This is a genomic window from Bradyrhizobium sp. 44 (assembly GCF_023073095.1).
GTDB lineage: Bacteria > Pseudomonadota > Alphaproteobacteria > Rhizobiales > Xanthobacteraceae > Bradyrhizobium.
In genome coordinates, this window is record NZ_JADPIY010000008.1 from 678,290 (window position 1) to 695,599 (window position 17,310).

At 65.5% G+C, this 17,310-nt stretch carries 21 protein-coding genes and 1 tRNA gene; 10 read left to right on the top strand and 12 right to left on the bottom strand.

What is annotated here, in order from left to right:
- Positions 1-56 precede the first annotated feature (56 nt).
- The gene (locus tag IVB41_RS05240) at positions 57-281 is read right to left on the bottom strand and encodes a hypothetical protein (RefSeq protein ID WP_027565658.1); all 225 of its coding nucleotides are present in this window, start codon (positions 279-281) and stop codon (positions 57-59) included.
- 235 nt (positions 282-516) lie between these two features.
- Here IVB41_RS05240 and IVB41_RS05245 point away from each other — a divergent pair, with 235 nt between their 5' ends.
- Positions 517-798: a hypothetical protein gene (locus IVB41_RS05245; RefSeq protein ID WP_027565657.1), complete on the top strand. Its 282-nt coding sequence runs from the start codon at positions 517-519 to the stop codon at positions 796-798.
- A gap of 112 nt (positions 799-910) precedes the next feature.
- Here the strand turns inward: IVB41_RS05245 and IVB41_RS05250 are convergent, their stop codons facing one another.
- From IVB41_RS05250 to IVB41_RS05270, 5 genes are all read right to left on the bottom strand, one after another.
- Positions 911-2,848: an ATP-binding protein gene (locus IVB41_RS05250; RefSeq protein WP_247427533.1), complete on the bottom strand. Its 1,938-nt coding sequence runs from the start codon at positions 2,846-2,848 to the stop codon at positions 911-913.
- Positions 2,845-3,528: a response regulator transcription factor gene (locus IVB41_RS05255; protein WP_247427536.1), complete on the bottom strand. Its 684-nt coding sequence runs from the start codon at positions 3,526-3,528 to the stop codon at positions 2,845-2,847. The genes IVB41_RS05250 and IVB41_RS05255 overlap by 4 nt, the downstream gene beginning before the upstream one ends.
- Positions 3,529-3,779: 251 nt before the next feature.
- Positions 3,780-4,013 (bottom strand): hypothetical protein, encoded by a 234-nt coding sequence (locus tag IVB41_RS05260; RefSeq protein ID WP_247357768.1) that lies wholly within the window; start codon positions 4,011-4,013, stop codon positions 3,780-3,782.
- Between the two features lie 160 nt (positions 4,014-4,173).
- Positions 4,174-4,476 carry a hypothetical protein gene (locus IVB41_RS05265; RefSeq protein ID WP_247427541.1) on the bottom strand — a complete coding sequence of 101 codons (303 nt, stop codon included), beginning with the start codon at positions 4,474-4,476 and terminating at the stop codon, positions 4,174-4,176.
- A gap of 174 nt (positions 4,477-4,650) precedes the next feature.
- Positions 4,651-4,735 (bottom strand) — tRNA-Leu (locus IVB41_RS05270).
- A 155-nt stretch (positions 4,736-4,890) separates the two neighbouring features.
- Here IVB41_RS05270 and IVB41_RS05275 point away from each other — a divergent pair.
- Complete coding sequence (locus IVB41_RS05275) at positions 4,891-5,430, top strand: disulfide bond formation protein B (protein WP_247427544.1); 540 nt, start codon at positions 4,891-4,893, stop codon at positions 5,428-5,430.
- A 3-nt stretch (positions 5,431-5,433) separates the two neighbouring features.
- On the opposite strand, the gene IVB41_RS05280 is transcribed toward IVB41_RS05275, so the two are convergent.
- A complete protein-coding gene (locus IVB41_RS05280; protein ID WP_027565651.1) occupies positions 5,434-6,519 on the bottom strand; it encodes an AbrB family transcriptional regulator in 1,086 nt (361 codons plus the stop codon).
- A gap of 96 nt (positions 6,520-6,615) precedes the next feature.
- On the bottom strand, positions 6,616-6,900 hold the full coding sequence (locus IVB41_RS05285) for a PsiF family protein (protein ID WP_007597424.1): 285 nt from the start codon (positions 6,898-6,900) through the stop codon (positions 6,616-6,618).
- 202 nt (positions 6,901-7,102) lie between these two features.
- Between IVB41_RS05285 and IVB41_RS05290 the strand changes: the two genes are divergently transcribed.
- Complete coding sequence (locus tag IVB41_RS05290) at positions 7,103-7,594, top strand: hypothetical protein (protein ID WP_247285773.1); 492 nt, start codon at positions 7,103-7,105, stop codon at positions 7,592-7,594.
- A gap of 47 nt (positions 7,595-7,641) precedes the next feature.
- Here IVB41_RS05290 and IVB41_RS05295 read toward each other — a convergent pair whose 3' ends face one another.
- Positions 7,642-8,190, bottom strand: coding sequence for a TetR/AcrR family transcriptional regulator (locus IVB41_RS05295; protein WP_247285775.1), 549 nt, complete (start codon positions 8,188-8,190; stop codon positions 7,642-7,644).
- Between the two features lie 109 nt (positions 8,191-8,299).
- On the opposite strand from IVB41_RS05295, the gene IVB41_RS05300 reads away from it, so the two are divergent.
- The 5 genes from IVB41_RS05300 to IVB41_RS05320 all read left to right on the top strand — a co-directional run bounded on the left by IVB41_RS05300 (position 8,300) and on the right by IVB41_RS05320 (position 11,102).
- Positions 8,300-8,728 carry a thioesterase family protein gene (locus IVB41_RS05300; protein ID WP_247427547.1) on the top strand — a complete coding sequence of 143 codons (429 nt, stop codon included), beginning with the start codon at positions 8,300-8,302 and terminating at the stop codon, positions 8,726-8,728.
- Positions 8,729-8,731: 3 nt separating this feature from the next.
- The gene (locus IVB41_RS05305) at positions 8,732-9,274 is read left to right on the top strand and encodes a PaaI family thioesterase (RefSeq protein ID WP_247427550.1); all 543 of its coding nucleotides are present in this window, start codon (positions 8,732-8,734) and stop codon (positions 9,272-9,274) included.
- On the top strand, positions 9,253-9,636 hold the full coding sequence (locus IVB41_RS05310; protein WP_247406828.1) for a CidA/LrgA family protein: 384 nt from the start codon (positions 9,253-9,255) through the stop codon (positions 9,634-9,636). Before IVB41_RS05305 ends, IVB41_RS05310 begins: the two co-directional genes overlap by 22 nt.
- Positions 9,633-10,355 (top strand): LrgB family protein, encoded by a 723-nt coding sequence (locus tag IVB41_RS05315; RefSeq protein ID WP_027565645.1) that lies wholly within the window; start codon positions 9,633-9,635, stop codon positions 10,353-10,355. The genes IVB41_RS05310 and IVB41_RS05315 overlap by 4 nt, the downstream gene beginning before the upstream one ends.
- An 87-nt stretch (positions 10,356-10,442) precedes the next feature.
- A complete protein-coding gene (locus IVB41_RS05320) occupies positions 10,443-11,102 on the top strand; it encodes a DsbA family protein (protein WP_247427553.1) in 660 nt (219 codons plus the stop codon).
- A gap of 82 nt (positions 11,103-11,184) precedes the next feature.
- On the opposite strand, the gene IVB41_RS05325 is transcribed toward IVB41_RS05320, so the two are convergent.
- The 3 genes from IVB41_RS05325 to IVB41_RS05335 form a co-directional block, all read right to left on the bottom strand.
- Entirely contained in the window at positions 11,185-11,391 is a 207-nt protein-coding gene (locus IVB41_RS05325; protein WP_027514183.1) for a hypothetical protein, read from the bottom strand.
- Positions 11,392-11,473: 82 nt separating this feature from the next.
- Positions 11,474-12,544, bottom strand: a complete 1,071-nt coding sequence (locus tag IVB41_RS05330; protein WP_247427557.1) for a phospholipase — start codon at positions 12,542-12,544, stop codon at positions 11,474-11,476.
- Positions 12,545-12,572: 28 nt separating this feature from the next.
- Complete coding sequence (locus tag IVB41_RS05335) at positions 12,573-13,544, bottom strand: S1C family serine protease (RefSeq protein ID WP_027565642.1); 972 nt, start codon at positions 13,542-13,544, stop codon at positions 12,573-12,575.
- A 287-nt stretch (positions 13,545-13,831) separates the two neighbouring features.
- On the opposite strand from IVB41_RS05335, the gene IVB41_RS05340 reads away from it, so the two are divergent.
- Complete coding sequence (locus IVB41_RS05340) at positions 13,832-15,250, top strand: M20 family metallopeptidase (protein ID WP_247427559.1); 1,419 nt, start codon at positions 13,832-13,834, stop codon at positions 15,248-15,250.
- A 259-nt stretch (positions 15,251-15,509) separates the two neighbouring features.
- Complete coding sequence (locus tag IVB41_RS05345) at positions 15,510-17,300, top strand: peptide ABC transporter substrate-binding protein (protein WP_247427562.1); 1,791 nt, start codon at positions 15,510-15,512, stop codon at positions 17,298-17,300.
- Positions 17,301-17,310: the final 10 nt, after the last annotated feature.

Sequence of the window (17,310 nt, forward strand, 5' to 3'; positions counted from 1 at the left end):
CGACGGCTATGGTCTGACGCAACACCGGCGAGATTTGTGTTGTGGACGGCGGCCACTCACCCGCCGTGCGACTCCACGACCTTGCGGCAGCCGTCCGAAAGCTTCGACTTGTTCTCGCGCAGGCAGGCATTCATCTCCGGCGGCTTGCCGATGTGTTCGGCGCAGAATTTGCTCGCGTCGCTTCGGCAGGTCATCTGCTCCTGCGGGGTCGGACCGGATTGCGCAGCGGCGGTCTGGGCGGTCGCGGCGAGCAGCAGCACGGCAAGAACCGAAATCTTCATAAAACACCTCCTTGGGAATGTCGTTGGTCCCGCCTGGGATCAAGCGGGCCGGACCATCTCGCGACCGCCGGGCGCAGGTCCATGCCATGTTCATGGCATCGGCTAGCCCGTCCCGCCGCCGTACCCCCATTTTCATGGCATGTATCAGCGCGCCGTCTTTTGTCATTCAGGCTGCACGTCGGCTGCGAGACCCGGTGATTGCATCGGGACGCCGAACGGCAAGCAGGAGAGCAAGATGTCGAAAAGAGCGGGAGCGCTGAGCGCCGGGTTGACGATTTTGGCGCTGGCAGGTTCGGCGATGGTGTCGCTGGGCACGAGCCCGGCGCAAGCGGTGGTCTATTGCAAGACGGTCGGCATACCCAAAGGCTGCGTGGTGCGACCGGCGGCAGCGGTGAGGGTAGCGCCGGCCGCCGCGGTCGCCGTGGCGACACCCGGGGTCGGTGCGCCCGGTGTCGGCGTGCGCGCGGGCACGCCGATGAATCGCGGTGGTCCGGTCAATCGCGTGGGCGTGCGCTGAGAACAACGAGTTCGGGCGAAGGAGCCGTGCGGACGAACCCCCGTCCTCCGCAGGCAAATCATCCGGCCCGTCCCTCTCTCCGCGCGTCCCACACGTTCGGAGAGGGGGCTTTTCAGCCGACGGCGGCATCGCTGTCGGGGAAAATCTGCGGCAATTGCAGCCGCACGCGCGTGCCTGAGGAATCCGAACCGAGATCGAGCATCGCCCCGCAGCGCGCGGCACGGCTCCTCATGTTGCGAAGGCCCCGCGCGGTCTGGCTCGCGTCGGTGGCCCCGCCGCTGCCGACCGGCGCACAACCGTTCGCAAAGCCCTTGCCGTCATCCGCGACCCTGATCACACCGTACGGTCCCTGACCTCCGTCGACCGTCTCGATGGTGACCGCGATGCGGCGGGCCTCTGCGTGCTTGACCGCATTGGTCACGGCCTCGTCGAGGATGCGCACGATCTGGATGACATGCCATGGCCTGAGCTCGGGATGCAGCGGCAGCCCTTGCGGCGTCGCCACGTGCCAGTCGAGTGCGATGTCGTGTGGTCGCAATTGTGCGGTCGCGCGCTCGCGCCAGGAGCCGAGTGCGAGCATCAGGTCGCCGCCGATGTCGTCCATGGAGTCGATGACGAGGCGGAGGTCTTTCAGCGCCGCACGGGCGGCGTCAGTGATGGTCGCGCCCTCGTGCCCGCGCTCGGACAGTGCCACGATGCTGATGAGCTGGCCGCCGAGGCCGTCATGCAGGTCGCGCATCAGTCGCGTGCGCTCATTGGCAAGCGCGGCGGCCCGCGCACGCTCCTCCTCGCGGGCAAAGCTCGCCTTCAGCCGCTCCTCGGCCTCGCGTACGCGCGTTACGAGCTGGCCGGCAAAGCTGTCGACCTGGTTCAGCGCGCGCGCGAACCGCCAGGTCAAGCCGGCGCCGATCGCGACCAGCATCGCCGAATAGGACAGGCGCGAGAGGAAGATGCGCTCGTCGGTCACGATCTCGAACACCGACAGCATGTCGTGGACCCAGCAGATCAGCACGATGGTCACCGCGCAGCCGAGCGTGAAGCTTGCCGCGTCCTGCCGCCGCACCACTGCGGCAGCTGTGACGCAGGCCATCAGCAACAGGCAGAGCCCGACGGTCGGAATCCCCAACAGGAGAAACAGAATGCGCGGCAGCGGCGGGCCGGCGATCAGTCCGACACCGAACACGACGAGCCCCGGCGCGAACAGCAGCATGCCGTAACGCGGCCAGCGCCAGCCGAAGAACAGCACGCCGAAGACGACGACCAGGGCGCTTTCGATCGGTGCGGACGCGAGCAACACCGCGGCGAGCCGGGACGTGTTGACGGGGGGCACCGGTGGCGGCGCGAAGGCCTGCACTACGCCGAGTACCATCGCTACGGCCAGCACGCCGTAAACCGGCTCGCGGCGGCGCATCAGCCACATGATCGCCAGGATGACGGCGAGGATCGATTGCCAGGCAGAGAACACCACGGGCAACGTGACGAACATCAGCGTGCGTGTCTCGTAGGCCGGCCGCAAGGCCGCATCCGGCCCGACATAGACGGTGTCGAGAAAGCCCTTGAGCGGTCCCCAAACCAACAGCCGCACCGTGATCTCGTTCGCGCCCTCGCGCAGCAGCGAGGACGGGATCGACCCGATCTGCGGAGTGTTGCGGTCGGGCCGGTTGGCGTTGGCATCGCGTCGGGAATCCAGGATGATGACGCCGTTGATTGAGACCTCCACCGCGTTGCTGAAGCGCGGCAGGAATACCGACCATCCCGACGCCACATCGCCGCGGCGGAACGTGAAGGCGCCGGTGTAGAGCGGCGGGTCGGCCAGGGAATAGCGTGATGACGTGAAATGCGGCAACGTCACGGGACGCGCCACGCCGTCCTCGCGCAGCGAGAATTCGCTCAGGGCAAAGTCGTCGGGGTCGCTGGGCTGGAGCAGCCGCAGCCCGAGGACGGTCGCGACCAATATCAGCGCCTGGAGCAGCAGATAGGGCACGAGTCGCGAGACCAGCAGCCGGCGTCGCGCGGATTTGACCGGTGCCTTCGCCGCGATCTCGCTCACAGCTTGATCAGGCCCTGCTGCACCGCTTCGAACACCGCTTCGCTGCGGGTGTGCACTTCGAGCTTGCGATAGATGTTCTTGATGTGGCCGGGCACGGTCTGCCTGGACAGGCCGAGATGGCTCGCGATCTCGGCGTAGCTGAAGCCCTTGGCGATGCCCCAGAGGATGTCGATCTCGCGTGGGGTGAGCCTTGCGGTGTTGAGCGCGGGACCGGGCGGAGGCTCGGCCGCATTCTGCGCGGTACCCTGCGTTCTGCGCACGATGAAACGGGCGATCGAGGCCGAGATTGGCGAATGGCCGGCGACCAGATCGCGCACGGTGGTGGCGATGTCGGTGGGGAACGCATCCTTCAGGAGATAGCCGGTGGCGCCGACCGTGATCGCGGAGATCACACTTTCTTCGTCGCCGAGCGCCGAGATCACCATGATCTCGGTGTCGGGAAAGCGTTGCCTTGTCTCGCGGATCAGCTCGACGCCGAGGCCGTCGGGCAGCCGCAGATCGGTGAGCAGCACGCGCGGCGCCCGGTCGCCGAGCCCGGCGCGGGCCTCTGCGAGCGTGCCGGCGCTGCGCACCTCGTAACCGGCCTTGACCAGCGCGTCGTGGAGCCGCCAGCAGGTCGGCGCGTCGTCCTCGACGAGGAGGATGGTGATGGCTTCACCCGTCTCGCCCTGTTCGGTCATGATCATCGTCCTGCACCGCGTGTCCCCCGCGGCGCAGGGCCAAGTTTAGCTGCGGTGCGGGCGCCGCGACACCCATAATCATGGGGGCGCATTGTCACTCTTCCGCCGTCGCGGACGCCGCCTATCGCTTTGCTGCGGCCGATGGCGTCGGCGGCACTGGCAGACGCGGCACCGTGATTAGCGCCGTGCGGCGTTGCTCGCCCTGGGTTGAGGGGCTGGCGAGATCCTTGCCTCCGTCCAGGATGGCTCCTCTACGAAGCCTCTCCCCGTGGCGGTGGGTATCGCCGGGCCAGCGCCGACAACGGCAAGTGTCGCTCGCCCTCCGGCAGCTCCAGATAGGCGAGCACGAGCGGCCGCTTCCAGTCACCGACGCCGAAATCCATCGCCATCCATTTCTGCGGTTCGGGGCCCTCGAGACCGCGCACCCAGACGAAGAAGCGGGGGACGTCGTCGGCGTCCGTTTCGGTCGCGCGTCTCCTGGCCATCGAAGCTGCTCGCTGCATCAACATAGGTTGCCCCACGATATAGGGACTGGCTCTGCGAAGTCGAACCCGTCGAGGGAGGCTCGTGCAGGGAAGCACGCGGCCCTCTCCTGGCGAAGTGTCCCAAGGATGGGGATGTGAGCCGGACGGCGGCCCGCTCTCGTCACTGCCAGAGTTCGCAGGTCGCAACCCGGTTGATCTCCGCGAGCCGCCGACTAGTGTCGCCCTCGAGATCGAGGCTTGCGACCAGCGCCAGCAGGCGATGATAGGCGTCGTCAGCGACCTCGACGGGCAGCGGAGCCTCTTCGAACGTCTCGACATAGCTGCCGACGAGACCGCTCAACAGACGGCACAGGCCGCGCTGTTCGGGGTCGTCGCGGCCGAGCGTCTCGAGCTTTTGCTGAAAGATCCGGAAGGTGCGCAGGCCGTGGTGCTGTTGCGAAAGCCACGTGTGCAGGTCGTTCATATGAGCTCCTTCGAATTGCGGAAGAAGCTACCGGTTTATACAGGTGGCATGTGACGATTGCTAGGGAGGGGGAGGCCGAGACAGTCCGCCTTCGCCAAGAGGCTTCGCCGGACACGCTTCACCCTTTCGGGCTTGGCGCGGGCTGCGCCACGCGAAGCCCGAAAGGGCGAAGCGTGGTGCCCCTGGCCGGAATCGAACCAGCACTCCTTGCGGAACTCGATTTTGAGTCGAGCGCGTCTACCAGTTCCGCCACAGGGGCCCTCGGTCAGCCCCTAACAGGGCGTCGCGAAGCCGGCGGACTATAGCCATGGACCAAGCGGGGTCAACCCGCGCCAAAGTGATCCCGGCCGTTCTCGACAGCCGCATGAGCCGGGGTTACAGCCTTGGAAAGCGACCCATCGAAAAGAGGCTGCCGTGACGACCCAGAGTGCCGCAATACCTGCATTCAAACCGGCGGCCACGAGCCCCGCGCTGGTCGCTTCGCTCGCGGTCACGCTGATTGCAGCCGCGACCATCGCGGGCGCCTGGTTCTTCCAGTTGGTGCTCGGGATCGTGCCCTGTCCGCTCTGCCTGGAGCAGCGCTACGCCTATTACCTCGCGATGCCGCTCGGCCTGCTCATCGCACTCGCGGCGCGGGGCGGTGCGCCGAGGCCGCTGCTGTTCGCGGGCCTCGCGATCCTTGTGCTGGCGAGCCTCGCAAATGCCGGGCTCGGCACCTATCACGCCGGCGTCGAATGGGGCTTTTGGAAGGGACCGACCGACTGCTCCGGTCCCGTCGTCAATCTCGGCAGCGCCACCGACCTGCTGTCGCGACTCGACACCGTGAAGGTGGTCCGCTGCGACGAGGTGCAGTGGCGCTTCCTCGGCCTCTCGCTTGCCGGCTACAATTTGCTGATCTCGCTGTTGATAGCTGCGATCGCCGCGTGGGGATTCGTTGCGACGGCGAAGCGCTAAGGCTCAATCATCCACATCGTCCTGCGTCCGGCCGAACAGGTGCACGATGCCCGGCGTCGCGATCGTCACGAAGACGAAACGCGAGAGGTGATGGGCGCCGACGAAGATCGGGTCGATGTGCAGCGTCAGGGCCAGCGCCAGCATGGCGTCCATCGCGCCCGGTGCGTAGGCGACCACGACGTCGGAGAATTTCACCTGCGTGGTGAGCGCCACGATGCCGACGAAAATCGCGGAGACGGCGATGGCGACGGCAAACGAGCCCAGCGCCGCGTTGATGTGGCCGGCGAGCGTCTTGATCTGCATCCGCGCGAAGCGGCTGCCGATCAGGGCGCCGATGCCGATCAGCGCCACGCCGCGTACCCAGTCCGGCAGGCCGCCCTCGACCCAGCCTGCGCCATGCAACACGCTCGAGCCGATCATCGCGCCGAACATCCAGCTCGCCGGAAACCTGATCAGCCGCAGGACGAGCGCCGCGGCCAGCGAGGCCGCGACCAGTTCGACGAGGTCAAGCGGCGAGGCAATCGTCGTCGTCAGCGACGGCGCGACGGAGGGTGCGACGCCGGCGAACGCTAGCACCATCGGCAGCGCCGCGGTGAGGATGATTACGCGCATGGTCTGCACCACCGCGATGCCCGGCAGGTCGGCGCCGCGCTCGACCGCCAAAATCGTGATCTGCGACAGCGCGCCGGGGCTGCCGGCGAGGAAGGCCGAGGTGCGGTCCCAGCCGTGGATGCGCTGGAGATAATAGCTCGAGCCGAAGGTCGAGCAGAAGGTCGCGAGCGCGAGCAGCCCGATGGTGAGCGGATAGGCACTGACCTGTTGAAGCAGGTGGCGCGAGACGACTGATCCTAACGAAATGCCGAGCAGCACCAGCACGGTCTGGGTCAGGATCGGCGGCAGCGTCAGCTGGCGACCCGCGATCGCGGCGATCCCGACCGCGATCATGGAGCCCGAGATCAATCCCCCCGGAAGGCCCGCGAGCAGAAACACGAGGCCCCCGGCGGTGCCGATGACAAGCGTTTCCACCGTGCTCAAGATCTTGGCACGGCTCGGCCATTCGAACGGCAGGGAGGCGGTGATTTGCTTCACACCGCCTTATCGCAAATCAGCGAGAGGCGCACAATTGCGGTCACGTCATGCCGCAATGCGCGCGCCTCTCCCGAAGCCGCAGGCAGAGGGAAGGACTTACTTCTTGTCCGCAGCCGGCGCGGCCATGCCGGCCTTGGCAGTCTTGATGCATTCGGAGCGGAATTTCTTGCGCTCCTTGCCGTGCAGGCCCTTGGCGTCGGCCTGCTTGGAGCATTCGAGCGACTCGGCCGAGTGCTCCTTCGGTGCCTTCTTGTCCATGGGGGCGGCGGTTGTGGTCTTGGTGTCGGTCTTTGCTGCCGGCGCGGCGGTCTGCGCGAAGGCAGTGCCGGTGGCGAGCAGGGAGGCGAGAGCGACGACGGCGAGGCGAGATGTGAAGGTCATGATGCTGCACTCTTCTTGCGGGAATTGCGAAGGGCGCGAAAGTCGGCTGGCCTTGCTGAACGCGACATGAATAATTCGAACGTGGAGGATCACTATATTTTGGCGGCAGCAGCCATCGCTTCCTTGTCGCGAGCCGGCGGCACGCTAGGATAGCAATCCTCGGTTCACTTCCCTCGGGGGAAGATCAAGGAGGAGACCAAGGATGACCATGCAATCAAAGTTGCTGTGTGCAGTTGCGCTGTCGGGCTTTGCCGCGCTGGTGGTGAGTGCGCCGGCGCAGGCGCTGACCTCGCAGGAGTGCAGCGCGAAATACCAGGCCGCCAAGAAGGACGGCTCGCTCGGCACCACGAAGTGGAATGACTTCCGCAAGGCCCAGTGCGGCGCGGACGCGACGCCAGCGGCTGCGCCGACCGCGGCCGCTCCTGCTGCGCCCGCCGCTCCCGCCGAGCCGAAGCAGGCGAAGAAGGAGGCCGCCCCGGCTGCCGCGCCGACCCTGCCGGCCGGCCCCGCGATCTATCCGAACGCCGTTGATCCGAAATACGCCAAGGAAACCCCCGGCAAGGGGCGCCTGCACACCTGCGTCGACCAGTACAACGCCAACAAGACCACCAACGGCAATGGCGGCATGAAGTGGATCGAGAAGGGCGGCGGCTATTACAGCGAATGCAACAAGAAGCTGAAGGGCGCCGCCTGAGGCTTCAAGACGACGCAGAGGCCGGAGCCAAGCTCCGGCCTCTTGCTTTAATCCAGTAGCTTCTCGGCCGATTTCGCCACGAGCTGCGATCGCTTGCGCGGGCCGCGCTCGACGAACAGCAGGCTCTGGCCGAAGATGAAGCAGTAGAACAGGAAAGCCTGCGCTTCAGCTGCCTCGGTCTCGAGGCCGGTCGCGCGATAGAGTTCGGCGACGTGCTTCAGCCGCGCCGCGTCCACTTTCGCCACCGCTGCCGCGGCGCCCTCGTCCGAGCGGGCCCATTGCCGGATCGCAAGCTCGATCGCCATCCCGTCCGGATTGAGCCGCTCCGAATAGAGCTGGATCACTGCCCTCAGCCGTTCACGGGGCTCTTGGCCATCAAGGCTCGTCTGCTGCGCGATCGCCGTTGAGCGCCCCTCGCGCCAGCGCTCCAGCATGGCACCGAGCAGCGCGGCACGGTCGGCGAAGCGGCGGTAGAAGCCGCCCTTGGTGACGCCCAGATTCTTGGCGAGCACCTCGACCCGCACCCCCTCGACCCCCGATCGGGCGAGTTCGGTGAACCCTGCCTCGACCCAGACATCGCCTTTGCCGTCACTCATGCAGGCAGCCTCGCCGATTCTTGATACGGTACCGTATTGCTAACGCGGGAGGAGGTTGATACGCTACCGTATCAACAATCAAAGCCAGAAAAGGTCAGGGAGAATTGCGATGGAGCAGGAGGCGACCTATCGCGGCACGGTCTATCCGTGGCAGTGCGATCACGTTGGCCACATGAACATTATGTGGTATGTCGGCAAATTCGACGAGGCCAACTGGAATCTGTTCGCCCGGCTCGGGCTGACGCCGAGCTATCTGCGCGGCTCCGGCCGCGGCATGGCCGCCGTGCAGCAGAACATCACCTACAAGCGCGAGCTGCTCGCCGGTGACATCGTCGAGATCCGCAGTCACCTGCTCGAGATCCGCGACAAATCGATCCGCTTCCGGCACGACATGACCAATGCCGAGACCGGCGAGATCGCCGCGTTCTGCGAGATCACGGGCGTGCACATGGACCGCAGCCAGCGCAAATCGGTGCCGTTCACGGACGACATTCGCGAGATCGCCTTGAGACATTTCGCCGAGCCGGCGGAGGCCTGAGCCATGGCCGCATACGAGCCGAAGAACCCGGGCTACCGCGCGGCTGCCATCGCCATGTTCGATCGCCAGCCGGCAATGCACACGCTCGGCATCGCGATCGTCCGCCTTGCGCCGGGCGAGGCTGAACTCGCCATGCTGCATTCGCCGGCCCTCACACAGCAGAACGGCTTTGTCCACGCCGGCATCATTACCGCAGGACTAGACAATGCCTGTGGTGTCGCTGCCTTCACCCTGATGCCGTGCGAGGCCGATATCCTCACCGTCGAGTTCAAGACCACGTTGCTCGCGCCGGCGCGGGGCGAGCGTTTCGTCTTCAAGGCCGAGGTGGTCAAGCCCGGCCGCACGCTGACCTTTTGCGAGGCAAAGGCATTTGCCGAGCACGAGGGCAAGGTCACGTTGATCGCCATGATGACCGGGACGCTGATGGCAATGCTGCCGCGCGTTGCGGCTGCGCAAGCGCCGCGCACGACCGCTGCACAGCGGCGATTGACAAGACCGCCGGCGCATCCCTTGATACTCCGGTCATGCTTGCAAGCCTTGGTCTAATTCTTCTCTGCCAGTTGATCGGCGAAGCCGTCGTGCGCGGCCTCGGCCTGCCGATGCCGGGCCCGGTGCTTGGCCTCTTGCTGCTCCTCATCCTGCTGCTCGCGCGCGACCGCTTTGCGCTTCTCGCGCGCGGGCCGCTGCGTGATGATGGCGTCGAGACGGCGAGCAAGGGTCTGCTCGCGCATCTGTCGCTGCTGTTCGTGCCGGCCGGGGTCGGCGTCGTGCAGAAGCTCGATCTGCTCGCGTCCCACGGCATCGCCATCATCCTCGTGCTCGCGCTGTCGGTGGTCGTCACCCTGCTCGCAACCGTACTCACTTTCCGCCTGGTCAGCCGCCTGTTGAGGCAACAGGACGCGCGATGAAGGACAATCCGTTCTCGCTCTGGGTCTATCTCTCGCAGTCGCCGCTGCTTTGGTTGACAGTGACGCTGCTGGTCTATGCCGGTACGGACGCGGTGTCGCTGGCGACGCGGCGCCATCCGCTCGCCAATCCCGTGCTGCATGCGATGTGGATCGTCGGCGCGTTCCTGCTGCTAACCGGCACCTCCTACACGACCTATTTCGCCGGCGCGCAGTTCGTGCATTTCCTTTTGGGGCCCGCGACGGTCGCGCTGGCTGTTCCCCTCTACGAGAACCGCAAGCGCGTCGTCGCCTCGATCGTGCCAATGCTGGTGGCGCTGGTCGCGGGATCGGTCACGGCCGTGGTGTCCGTGGTGTTACTGGCCCAACTTGCCGGTCTGCCGCACGAAGTGGTTTTGTCGCTCGCGCCGAAATCCGTCACGGCCGGCGTTGCCATGGGCATCGCCGAATCCCTGCACGCCGATCCCTCGCTGGCTGCGGTTGCGGTCATCCTTACGGGCATTATGGGCGCGATCATCGTGACGCCGCTGATGAACCGCACCGGCATCAGCGATTTCCGCGCCCGCGGCTTTGCCGCCGGCCTTGCCGCGCACGGGATCGGTACCGCGCGAGCGTTCCAGGTCGACGAGATCGCCGGCGTCTTTTCCGGGATCGCCATGAGCCTGAACGCCTTGGTGACCTCCTTCCTGGTACCCTTGGCGGTCACGCTGCTGGTGCGATGACATCGGCGCCGCGACACTCTATATGAGCTGTAACAATTCCCCGTCTCGAACCGTATCGACGGAGATGGGACCGAAATGGAACGAGATATGGCTGGATTCAGGAATAAAGCCGTTGTGCCGACGCGGCGCGCGGCGCTGACGCTGATTGGGGCGGGCGCCCTTGTCGCGGGTGGAATCACCTCGGCGGGCGCGGCGACCGACGAAGACGAGGTGCTGACCGAAGCCAAGGTGCTGCGCGACCCGGATGTTCCCGTCGCCGGTAATCCCGACGGGAATATCAGTATTATCGAATGGTCCGACTATAACTGCCCCTATTGCCGCAAGCTCGAGCCCGAGTTGCGTCAGGTCGTCCAGGACGACGGCAAGGTCAGGCTGGTGATGAAGGACTGGCCGATCCTCGGGCCGGTCTCGGTCACCGCCGCGCGGGCGGCGCTCGCGGCGAAATTCCAGGACAAGTACCACCAGGCCCATGACGCCATGATGGGCGTCAGCTCGCGCCTGACCGAGCCACGCATCAACGAGTTGCTCGCGGCCGCCGGCGTCGACATGGATCGGTTGAAGCGCGATCTCGCCGACCACGCCAAGGACATCGACGCTCTGCTCAAGCGCAACAACGAGCAGGCCGAAGCCTTCGGTTTCCGCGGCACCCCATCCTTCATCGTCGGCAAGTACCGCGTGCCGGGCGTGCTCAGCATGAACGAGTTCGAGCAGGTCATCGCCGACGCCCGCAAGGCCAAGATGAACTGAGCCGAGCGATATTCACCGCGCAAGACGAAGGCGCCGCCGCGGACCCGCGACGGCGCCTCATTTCATTCATGATACCACGTCGTTACTTCGAGGAGATGCGGACCCAGTCCTTGTGCGCGCGATCGCGCAGCGCGTCCCAGTCGGCTTTTGCGACATCCCAGTTCACGATGGTGCGATTGGTCGTCGCGACCTCGCCATTAGCAACCGACGACGTCTGCATGGAGTCATAGACATACACGCCGCAGCCGAGCAGCAGCGCGCCCAAAATCATTCCAAGAAACATCCGCATCGCGAAACCTCCAATGACGGGCGATAACGTCGACCCGGATCGATTGTTCCGCGACAGTGCGGCGCAGGTAAGGAGAGGTCGTTCATTCTCCATTCAGCCACTGCACCAGCTCCGCGTTGATCTCGCGCGGATAGGTATGGCTGAGGTCGTCGATCTCGCGATAGGTGACATTCGCGCCGGCGGCGGCGAGGGCTGCCTGCGTCTGCCGCGCGGTCTGCACCGGAAACATCCAGTCGAGCTTGCCGTGCGTGATGAAGATCGGTAGGCGCTGCAGGCGTGTGGCGTCGGCCATCTCCGCCATCAGCGGGTGGAAGGTCGCCGAGACTGGCGCGAGATGCGTGAAGGGCGAGGCGCCGTCGAGCCCGGTGACGTAGCAGAAGGTGCCGCCGTCGCTCATGCCGGTCAGCAGCATGCGCGAGGCGTCGATGGTCCAGCGGCTGCGCACCGTTTCGAGAATGCGCGTGAGGTTGGGCGTGTCGGAATCGTCACCCATCAGGGCCCAGGTCGGGCCGGTCGCGGTCGGCGCCACCAGGATTGCACCGAGACTGCGGGCGTCGCGCAGCCAGCTCCACAGAAACCCGCGGCCGTTGCCGCTGCCGCCATGCAGCGCCACCACCAGCGGCATGGCGCGATCGGGCGTATAATATTCGGGCACGTAGACCCAAAAGCCGCCGCGGCTGCCGGGCTCGTTGTGATCGTGGATGATGCCGGTGTGCGCGTCCGCGCCGGCTTCGAGCCGCGACAACAGGTCGGCATTCTCGCGCATGGCGGCGTTGAGGAAGAAGCTGCTGACCGGCGGAAACTGCACGGCCAGCGGATAGAGTGCCTCCTGCGCGCGCGGCACATGGCGCAGCGCGCGGAACACCGCGACGAGGTCGCCATTGCCACGCTCAACCTCGCGCAGGCTGGCAAAGGCGGCGAGCGTTTCGTCGCAGGCACGATCGAGCCGCTCGCGCAGTCCGGTGAACTGCCCCGGCCATTCCCCGATTGCCGCGCGTGCCGTTTGCAGCGCCTCGTCGGGAACACCGATCGCGTTCATCACGGAGCCGAAGGCCGGCGGGTGCAGGTTTCGCTGAAAGAATGCGAGCGCTTCCAGCGCATTGAGCAGCGGCGGCAGCACGGCCACGATGTCGTCAACGACGGCCTCGCTCATCGTCGTTTCCCTGCGTCAGTTCGCCTTGTCAGTGCAGCTTCGGCGCCTTCAAGAGCTTGAAGCGATCGGTCGAGGTCACCGTGACGTCGAAGGTGACGCCTTCATGATGTACCGTCAGCGGCACGTCGACCCCGGCGGCACCGAGGCCCCACAGCTTCTTGTAGAAGCCGGTCTGGCTTGTGACCTTCTCGCCGTCGACCGCGAGGATGACGTCGCCGGTCTTGAGCTCGGCGCGGGCGGCGGGACCATTGGCGGAGATTCCGATCACCACCACGCGGTTGTCGATCTCGGTCGAAAAGAGTCCGAGCCATGGCCGTGCCGGCTTGTTGACGCGACCGAACTTGCGCAGATCGTCGAGGATCGGTTTCAACAGGTCGATCGGCACGATCATGTTGACGTGCTCGGCCTTGCCGTCGCGCTCGCGTTCGAGCTGCAGCGAGCCGATGCCGATCAGCTCGCCGCGCTCGTTGAGGAGCGCCGTGCCGCCCCAGTTCGGGTGCGCGGGATGGGTGAAGATGGCCTCGTCCAGCAGATATTCCCAGTAGCCGGCGAATTCCTGCTTGGCCACGATCTGGCTCGCGACCGAACGCGTGCGTCCCCCGGCGCCGCCGACCACGACGCGGTCGCCGAGCCGGGTCTCGGCCGAGACACCGAGCGGCAAGGGGGCGACGTCGAGCTGGCCGAGCGCCTGCACCAGGCCAAAGCCGGTGACGGCGTCGAAGCCGAGCACATGTCCTTCCACCACGCGCCCGTCTCCGACATGCAGCCACACGGACTCTGCTTCGGTGATGAGATAACCGATGGTGAGCACCAGCCCATCGTCGATCACGACGCCGTTGCCGGCGCGTTCGGTCCCCAGTGTCTCGGCGCTGAAGGCGTCCGGCGGGATGATGGCATGCAGGCCGACGACGGAGGCGAGCGCGCGGTCGAGATCGAAATCGTAATCGCTCGCACGCGGTTGATTGGCCGGCGGCACTCTCCATTCGGTCAGGGCGGGCATCGAGTTCTCCTGGCTGAGAGCATCGCTCCGCCGTGGCTAGCGGAACGACGCACGAAGCACGCATAATTTAGGCCGGAGGAGGCCGTCTTGAAAGCCTCGTTCCTAACTATTCCAGAGAACGCCGTGTGAAATCTTTGAAAGGCACAGGACCGGTTATGCACGGTCGGTCGGTCGGGCGGCTCTCCGGCATTGACCGCATGGCTGCTGTCCGGCGAGGTGCTAGGCGCCGTACAATGAAGCTGCTAACCATTGCCGCTTCGTTTGACCTAGAGATCACGGACCGAAGCATGGACAACCGCAGCGACATCTGGCGTGGCATCGACACGATCAAGGCACGTTTCATCGACCTCAGCGACAAGGTCTGGGGCATGCCCGAAGTCTGCTACACCGAGGCGCGGTCCGCCGCCGAGCATCTTGCCGAGCTGCGTCATCAGGGCTTTCGCATCACCGAGCAGGTCGCGGGCATTCCGACCGCGGTGATGGGCGAATGGGGCGAGGGCGGACCGGTCATTGCCTTCATGGGGGAATATGACGCGCTGCCGGGCCTCAGCCAGGAGGCGGGCGTCGCGGAGCATCGTCCGGTCGAGACCGGTGGCCACGGCCATGGCTGCGGTCACAATCTGCTCGGTTCCGCAGCTCTCCTCGCCGCGACGGCGGTGAAGGACTGGCTTGCCGAGAACAAGGTGCCGGGTCGCGTGCGCTATTACGGCTGCCCCGCGGAGGAGGGCGGCGCGGCAAAAGCCTTCATGGTGCGCTCCGGCGCATTTGAAGACGCCGACATCGCCATCACCTGGCATCCGCACAGCTTCTGGGAAGTCGCGGTGACGCCGTCACTCGCCAACACCCGCGCCGACTTCATTTTCACCGGCCGTACCTCGCATGCGGCGGCCTCGCCGCATCTCGGCCGCTCCGCGCTCGACGCCGTGGAGCTGATGAATGTCGGCGTGAACTATATGCGCGAGCACATGCCGAGCGACGCGCGCGTGCACTACGCGCTGCTCGACACCGGTGGCATCGCCCCGAACGTGGTGCAGGCGCATGCGCGCGTGCGTTATTCGATCCGCGCCCGTGATCTGCCCGGCATGAACGAGCTGGTCGGACGCGTGAGCAAGATCGCGGACGGCGCGGCGCTGATGACCGAGACCAAGGTCGAGATGAAGATCATCTCCGCGGTCTCCAACATCCTGCCGAACACGCCGCTGGAGCACGCGCTGCACCGGGTCATGGAAGAGCTCGGACCGCCGCATTTCGACGACGCAGACAAGGGCTTTGCCACGGAGATCCGCGCGACGCTGAGCGACAAGGACATCGAGTCGGTCTATTACGCGATCGGCATGGAGCCGACCGACCGGCCGCTGGCTGACTTCCTGGTGCCACTCGATGCCAAGCGCAATCCGCTGGTCGGTTCGACCGACGTCGGCGACGTGAGCTGGGTGGTGCCGACCGTGCAGGTTCACGCACCCACGGTTGCAATCGGTACGCCCTTCCACACCTGGCAGGTGGTCGCGCAGGGCAAGAGCGCGCATGCCCACAAGGCCATGGTGCAGGCCGCCAAGGCGATGGCCGGCATCGGCATCAAGGCGCTGACGGACCCGGAGCTGATCAAGGCTGCCAAGGCTGACCTTAAGAAGCGGACGGCCAAGACGCCTTACGTCTGTCCGCTGCCAGACCATGTCGCGCCGCCGCTCGACATGTCCGTGGCGTAGAATTCGCCTCGATACTTCGTCTGATCCGGCGATCAAATTTTCTGCAGTGCAGCGCGGAATTCAGCGCGTTTTGATGCTGGATTGCCGAACGGATGGGCTGCGGAATATGATTTTGCCCAACAGACAGTCAGAAGACCGTTTGCATACACACGGTCCCGGTTGACGCGCGGCCCATTCGGTGTGCCATCTACCGCCAGCCAACTTGGTGGTCGCCCCGCGCGACCGCCTGCATCCATACGGGAACCAGACGGGGACAACCATGCTGGATAAAGAACTGCGTTCGATGATCGGTGACGTGAAGGACGGGCGGATGGATCGCCGCGGCTTCATTCAGCGCCTGGCTGCCGTGGGTCTCACCGCGCCTTTGGCCAACCAGATCCTCGCGCTTGGCGGCGTCGCGATGGCTGAGGGCGCCTCGACCTACAAGCCGACCAAGCGCGGCGGCGGTGGTGCGCTCAAGCTGCTGTGGTGGCAGGGGCCCACCCTGCTCAATCCGCATTTTGCCACCGGCACCAAGGACCAGGACGGCGCGCGCCTGTTCTACGAGCCGCTCGCCTGTTGGGATCCCGACGGCAACATGAAGCTGGTTCTGGCCGCCGAAACTCCCTCGATCCAGAACGGTGGCCTCGCCGCCGACGGCAAGTCGGTGACCTGGAAGCTCAAGCCCGGCGTCAAATGGCACGACGGCACGCCGTTCACGGCCGACGACGTCGTCTTCAACTGGGAATATGCCAAGGATCCGGCGACCTCCGCGCTGACGATCGCGACGCTCCGCGACATCACCGTCGAGAAGGTGGACGACCTCACGGTCCGCATCCTCTTCAACAAGCCCACGCCGTTCTGGGCCGACGCTTTTGTCGGGGCTCCCAATACCATCATCCCGAAACATCTGTTCAAGGACTATATGGGGTCCAAGTCGCGGGAGGCGCCGACCAACCTCTCGCCGGTCGGCACCGGCCCCTACAAGTTCGTCGAGTTCAAGCCGGGCGATCTTGTCCGCGGCGTGATCAATCCCGATTATCACATGGCGAACCGGCCCTATTTCGATTCGATCGAGATGAAGGGCGGCGGCGACGCCGTCTCTGCCGCGCGCGCGGTGATCCAGACCGGCGAATATGATTTCGGCTGGAACATTCAGGTCGAGGACGACGTGCTGCTGCGCCTGGAGAAGGGCGGCAAGGGAAAGACCGTCTACGCCGTGGGTGGCGACACCGAATTCATCGCACTGAACTTCACCGACCCCAACACGGAGGTCGATGGCGAACGCTCCTCGACGAAGACCAAGCACCCGCTGTTTTCTGATCCAGCGGTGCGCAAGGCGCTCTCGCTGCTGATCGATCGCGAGTCAGTCAAGAAGGCGATCTACGGCCGCGCTGGCCGTACCACCGCCAACTTCCTCAACGGGCCCGAAAAATTCGTGTCCAAGAACACCTCGTGGGAGTTCAGCGTCGAGAAGGCCTCGAAGATCCTCGACGACGCCGGCTGGAAGCCGGGCGCCGACGGCATCCGCGAGAAGGACGGCAAGAAGCTGAAGCTCCTCTACCAGACCGCGATCAACGGGCCGCGCCAGAAGACGCAGGCGATCGTCAAGCAGGCGTGCCAGAAGGCGGGCATCGACGTCGAGCTGAAATCGGTGGTCGCCTCCGTGTTCTTCTCCTCCGACGTCGGCAATCCCGATACCTATTCCAAGTTCTACGCCGACATGGAGATGTTCCAGATCCCGCTGAGCCAGCCCGATCCGTCGCAGCATATGCGTCGCTACCTTTCGAACCTCGTCGCCACCAAGGAGAACAAGTGGCAGGGCACCAACTTCCCGCGCTGGGTCAACAAGGAGTACGACGCGACCATCCTGGCCGCGGACGGCGAGATGGATCCGGTCAAGCGCGCGGCGCTCTACATCAAGGCCAATGATCTCATGTACCAGGACATCGTTTTCATCCCGGTACAGCACCGCCTGAAGGTCGAGGCGGCCGCCAACAATCTGCGCCCGGTCGTTTCCGGCTGGGCCAACGAGACCGACAATTTGTTCGATTGGTACCGCGAAGAATGATCACGCACGC

Coding starts and splice junctions, on each gene's coding strand:
- IVB41_RS05265 (WP_247427541.1), bottom strand. CDS start 4,476: ATGAACGACCTGCACACGTGGCTTTCGCAACAGCACCACGGCCTGCGC.
- IVB41_RS05255 (WP_247427536.1), bottom strand. CDS start 3,528: ATGACCGAACAGGGCGAGACGGGTGAAGCCATCACCATCCTCCTCGTC.
- IVB41_RS05285 (WP_007597424.1), bottom strand. CDS start 6,900: ATGACCTTCACATCTCGCCTCGCCGTCGTCGCTCTCGCCTCCCTGCTC.
- IVB41_RS05315 (WP_027565645.1), top strand. CDS start 9,633: ATGAAGGACAATCCGTTCTCGCTCTGGGTCTATCTCTCGCAGTCGCCG.
- IVB41_RS05245 (WP_027565657.1), top strand. CDS start 517: ATGTCGAAAAGAGCGGGAGCGCTGAGCGCCGGGTTGACGATTTTGGCG.
- IVB41_RS05325 (WP_027514183.1), bottom strand. CDS start 11,391: ATGCGGATGTTTCTTGGAATGATTTTGGGCGCGCTGCTGCTCGGCTGC.
- IVB41_RS05310 (WP_247406828.1), top strand. CDS start 9,253: ATGCTTGCAAGCCTTGGTCTAATTCTTCTCTGCCAGTTGATCGGCGAA.
- IVB41_RS05320 (WP_247427553.1), top strand. CDS start 10,443: ATGGCTGGATTCAGGAATAAAGCCGTTGTGCCGACGCGGCGCGCGGCG.
- IVB41_RS05345 (WP_247427562.1), top strand. CDS start 15,510: ATGCTGGATAAAGAACTGCGTTCGATGATCGGTGACGTGAAGGACGGG.
- IVB41_RS05330 (WP_247427557.1), bottom strand. CDS start 12,544: ATGAGCGAGGCCGTCGTTGACGACATCGTGGCCGTGCTGCCGCCGCTG.
- IVB41_RS05340 (WP_247427559.1), top strand. CDS start 13,832: ATGGACAACCGCAGCGACATCTGGCGTGGCATCGACACGATCAAGGCA.
- IVB41_RS05335 (WP_027565642.1), bottom strand. CDS start 13,544: ATGCCCGCCCTGACCGAATGGAGAGTGCCGCCGGCCAATCAACCGCGT.
- IVB41_RS05305 (WP_247427550.1), top strand. CDS start 8,732: ATGGCCGCATACGAGCCGAAGAACCCGGGCTACCGCGCGGCTGCCATC.
- IVB41_RS05260 (WP_247357768.1), bottom strand. CDS start 4,013: ATGGCCAGGAGACGCGCGACCGAAACGGACGCCGACGACGTCCCCCGC.
- IVB41_RS05300 (WP_247427547.1), top strand. CDS start 8,300: ATGGAGCAGGAGGCGACCTATCGCGGCACGGTCTATCCGTGGCAGTGC.
- IVB41_RS05290 (WP_247285773.1), top strand. CDS start 7,103: ATGACCATGCAATCAAAGTTGCTGTGTGCAGTTGCGCTGTCGGGCTTT.
- IVB41_RS05295 (WP_247285775.1), bottom strand. CDS start 8,190: ATGAGTGACGGCAAAGGCGATGTCTGGGTCGAGGCAGGGTTCACCGAA.
- IVB41_RS05240 (WP_027565658.1), bottom strand. CDS start 281: ATGAAGATTTCGGTTCTTGCCGTGCTGCTGCTCGCCGCGACCGCCCAG.